The organism is Streptomyces inusitatus (assembly GCF_014651115.1).
GTDB lineage: Bacteria > Actinomycetota > Actinomycetes > Streptomycetales > Streptomycetaceae > Streptomyces > Streptomyces amakusaensis.
On the sequence record NZ_BMWG01000060.1, the window covers coordinates 1 to 4,834 of the forward strand.

Sequence of the window (4,834 nt, forward strand, 5' to 3'; positions counted from 1 at the left end):
GAACACCAGACGCGAATCAGCGAACCGCTCGTCCGCCAACCACCGCTGCACCAGGGCCAGCACGCGGCCCGTCGCCGTGTGCACCGCACCCGGAACCTCACCCACGGCCGAATTCGACAGCGGACACGGCACCACCAGCGTCGTCGGGAAGGCGTCGCTCCCGGCGGGCGGCGCGTCGAGCGCCGCCGGATCGGTGTATCCCTGCGGACCGGCGGCGAGGACGGCCCAGTCCTCGGCCGAGGCGACGGCTCCGCCTGTGGGCAGGGTCGACCAGTCGACCTGGAACAGCGCGTCGCCGTGGCCGGTGGCCGGCCCGGCGAGCTGCTCGGGAGAGAAGGCGCGCAGGGCCAGGCCGCGTACGGAGGCGACAGGCGCGCCCTCGGCGTCGGCGATCTCCAGTGCCACGGTGTCCTGTCCGGCCCGGGAGAGCCGTACGCGCAGAGTGTCCGCGCCGACCGCGTGGACGGCGACGCCGCTCCAGGCGAACGGCAGCCGTCCCTGGCCGGTGTCCTCCACGAGCGAGCCGAGGCCGATGGCGTGCAGGGCCGCGTCGAGCAGGGCCGGGTGGACGGTGAAGTGCGCCGCGCCGGGCTCGGTGTCGTCGGGGAGGCTGACCTCGGCGAAGACGTCCTCGCCCTGCCGCCAGGCGGCGCGCAGCCCCTGGAAGACCGGGCCGTAGCCGAATCCGGAGTCCGCGAGTCCCTCGTACAGCCCGTCCAGCGGTACGGGGTCGGCCCCGGCGGGCGGCCAGGCTGTCAGGTCGAAGGCCGGGGTCTCGGCCCCGTCGGTGAGGACGGCGGTCGCGTGGCGCACCCACGGCTCGTCGTCCGGCGCGTGGTCGGCGCGGGAGTGGAAGGCGACGGACCGGCGGCCCGACTCGTCGGGTGCCAGTACCGTGATCTGCAACTCGATCCCGGTGTCGGCGGGCAGCACCAGCGGTGCCGCGAGGGTGAGTTCCTCGACCAGGTCGCAACCGACCTGGTCGCCCGCGCGCAGTGCCAGTTCGACGAAGGCGGTTCCGGGCAGCAGGACCGCACCCGCGACCGCGTGGTCGGCGAGCCAGGGGTGAGTGTCGAGCGAGAGCCTGCCGGTGAGAAGCAGACCGTCCGCGTCCGCCAGGGCGATGGAAGCGCCCAGCAGCGGGTGGTCGGCGGACCGGAGACCCGCCGTGGTGACGTCTCCCCCGAGGTGACCGGCGTCGAGCCAGTAGTGCTCGCGCTGGAAGGCGTACGTCGGCAGCTCGACGCGCTGTGCGCCGGTGCCTGAGTAGTACGCCTGCCAGTCGACGGCCACCCCCCGGACCTGCGCCCGTGCGAGAGCGGTGGTCACGGTCTCGGCCTCGGACCGGCCGGGGCGCAGCAGGGGTGCGAAGGCTGCCGTGTCACCGCTCACACAGGTCTGGGCGAGGGCGGAGAGCACCCCTGCCGGGCCGAGTTCGAGGTAGGTGGTGACTCCGGCGGCTTCGAGGGCGCGGACGCCGTCGAGGAAGCGGACGGCCTCGCGGACATGGCGTACCCAGAACTCGGGAGTCGACATGTCGTCGCCGACCAGTGCGCCGGTGAGGTTCGAGACGACCGGAATCTTCGGGTTGTCATACGAAAGCCCCGCGATCGCTGTACGGAATGCCTCCAGCATCCCGTCCATGTGCGGCGAGTGGAACGCATGGCTCACCGTAAGACGCTTCGACTTACGGTCCGGCAGTTGCTCGACCACAGCGAGAGCGGCGCTCTCGTCACCCGCGATCACGACCGACTGCGGGCCGTTGATCGCGGCGATGCTGACGCGGTCGGTCAGCAGCGGAAGGACCTCGTCCTCCGACGCCTGGACCGCGATCATCACGCCACCCGAAGGCAGCGCCTGCATCAGACGCCCACGAGCCGCCACCAGCGTGCACGCATCCTCCAAAGAGAACACACCCGCCACATGCGCGGCAGCGATCTCACCGATCGAATGACCCGACAGGAAGTCCGGCCGTACGCCCCACGACTCCAGAAGCCGGAACAGCGCCACCTCAATCGCGAACAACGCCGGCTGCGTCACCGCCGTCTCATCGAGAGCACCGCTCTCAACACCGAACAGTGCTTCCTTCAACGGCACATCAAGATGCGCGCACACCGCGTCCAACGCGTCCGCGAACACCGGATACGCGCCGTACAGCTCACGCCCCATCCCCAGCCGCTGACTCCCCTGCCCCGTAAACAGGAACGCCAGCTTCCCTCGGGTGCCGGGCTCGCCCCTGACGATTCGCGCGGTCGTCTCGCCCGCCGCAAGCGCGGCGAGGTCCTTCAGCACGGTCTCCGGGTCCGTCGCGACGACGACGGCGCGGTGCTCCAGGGCGGCGCGGGTGGTGGCCAGGGAGAAGGCGATGTCGGCCGGGGCGTGCTCCGGGTGGGCGCGCAGCTCGGCGAGCAGACGGCCGGCCTGGGCGTGCACGGCTTCTTCGGTGCGTCCCGAGAGCGGCCAGGGCAGTACGGGCGGAACGGAGACGGTCCGGGGCACCGCCGGGGCGGCCCGCTGCTCGCCCCGGCCGGAGCCTTCCTCGTCGTCCGGCCGCTCCTCGGCCTCCGGCGGTGGGGCCTGCTCGATGATGGTGTGGGCGTTCGTACCGCTGATGCCGAAGGAGGACACGGCGGCGCGGCGCGGGCGGCCGGTCTCCGGCCACGCCACGGCCTCGGTCAGCAGGGAGACGGCGCCCGCCGACCAGTCGACGTTGGTCGACGGCTCGTCCACGTGCAGTGTCTTGGGGATTCTGCCGTGGCGGATCGCCATGACCATCTTGATGATGCCCGCGACACCGGCGGCGGCCTGCGTGTGACCCATGTTGGACTTGATGGAGCCCAGCCACAGCGGGTTCTCCTCGGTGCGCTCCCGCCCGTAGGTCGCGAGCAGCGCCTGCGCCTCGATCGGGTCGCCCAGCGTCGTACCGGTGCCGTGCGCCTCGACCACGTCGACCTCGGCGGCCGTGATCCGGGCGTCGGCCAGGGCCTGCCGGATCACGCGCTGCTGCGAGGGGCCGTTCGGGGCCGTCAGACCGTTCGAAGCGCCGTCCTGGTTGACGGCGGAGCCACGGACCACCGCGAGCACCGGGTGGCCGTTGCGCCGCGCGTCGGAGAGCCGCTCCACGAGGAGCATGCCCGCGCCCTCGGCCCAGCCGGTGCCGTCGGCGGAGTCCGCGAAGGACTTGCAGCGGCCGTCGAAGGAGAGTCCGCGCTGACGGCTGAACTCGGTGAAGGTGCCGGGCGTGGCCATGACGGTGACGCCGCCCGCGAGGGCGAGTGTGCACTCGCCCTTGCGGAGCGCCTGGATGGCCAGGTGCAGGGTGACGAGGGAGGAGGAGCAGGCGGTGTCGACGGTGAGCGCCGGGCCCTCCAGGCCGAAGGTGTACGAGACCCGGCCGGAGGCGATGCTGCTGGAGCCGCCGGTGCCGAGGTAGCCCTCGACCTCCTCGGGGACGGCTCGCAGCCTTGAGGCGTAGTCGTGGTACATGACGCCCGCGAAGACGCCGGTACGGCTGCCGCGCACCGAGGTCGGGTCGATTCCGGCCCGCTCGAAGGCCTCCCAGGAGGTTTCGAGGAGGAGGCGCTGCTGAGGATCCATCGCCGTGGCCTCGCGCGGGGAGATCCCGAAGAAGGCCGGGTCGAACTGGTTGGCGTCGTGCAGGAAGCCGCCTTCCCGCACATAGCTCGTGCCCCGACCGTCGGGGTCCGCGTCGAAGAGGCTCCCCATGTCCCAGCCGCGATCGGTGGGGAAGGGGGAGATGGCGTCGGTCTCCTGGGACACCAGCCGCCACAGATCCTCGGGCGATTCGACACCGCCCGGGTAGCGGCAGCTCATCCCGACGATCGCGATCGGCTCCTGTTCCTCCGACTCGACCTCCTGAAGACGGCGGCGCGTCTCGTGGAGATCGGCCGTCACCCGCTTCAGGAAGTACCGGAGTTTTTCCTCATTCATACGTGCATCCCTCGTACAGAAGCCAGAACAGAAGCCAGACGGGAAGAGCCGTCGGCAGGACGGAGCCGAACAGTCCCATTAGGAGATCCCGAACTCCTTGCCGATGAAGTCGAAGAGGTCGTCGTCGGTGGCGGTCTCCAGCGCCTCGGCGACGTCGGCGTCCTCGGGGGCCGGTGTCTCTCCGGCCTGGCCCCAGGCCGCCAGCAGTGCCTGGAGGCGTTCGGTGATCCTGTCCCGGCCCGCGTCGTCGGGCAGGGCGGCGACGAGGGTCTTCTCCAGCCGGTCCAGTTCGGCGAGGAGCGGGGGCACCGCCGCCGCGCCGTCCTGCCACAGCTCGTCCCGGAGGAACTCCACCAGGGCGGTCGGCGTGGGGTAGTCGAAGACGAGCGTGGCGGGCAGCCGTACGCCGGTGGCCGCGCCGAGCTGATTGCGCAGCTCGACGGCTGTCAGCGAGTCGAAGCCGACCTCGCTGAACGAGCGCGCCGGGTCGACGGCCTCGGGCCCGGCGAAGCCGAGCACCCCGGCCACATAGGCGCAGACCAGTTCGAGCAGCGCCTCCTCACGGCCGGCCGGGGAGAGCCCGGACAGACGCTCGCGCAGTGCGGCGCCCCCTCCTTCGGCCCCGCTGTCCGCCGTGCCCGCCGCGCGGCGGGCGGGGGCCCGTACGAGTCCGCTCAGCAGCGGCGGAACCAGCCCGCCACCGCTCACCTGGGTACGCAGTGCGGCGAGGTCGAGCTTCACCGGTACGAACAGTGCCTGGTCGCTGGCGGACGCGGCGTCGAACAACGCCACACCCTCCTCCGCCGACAACGCCGCGACACCACCCCGGCCGAGCCGCGACACATCACCCGCGCCCAGCTCACCCGCCATACCACCCGACTCG

The 4,834-nt window shown here is 71.9% G+C and carries 2 protein-coding genes; both read right to left on the bottom strand.

The genetic code is table 11. The features are described 5' to 3' along the window. Positions 1 to 3,951, bottom strand: a 3,951-nt coding sequence (locus IE247_RS33780; RefSeq protein ID WP_190127195.1) for a type I polyketide synthase, incomplete at its 3' end; no start/stop codon positions are given. 78 nt (positions 3,952 to 4,029) lie between these two features. Continuing rightward, positions 4,030 to 4,834 (bottom strand): phosphopantetheine-binding protein (locus IE247_RS33785; protein ID WP_229869525.1); only part of this gene is annotated, 805 nt, incomplete at its 5' end.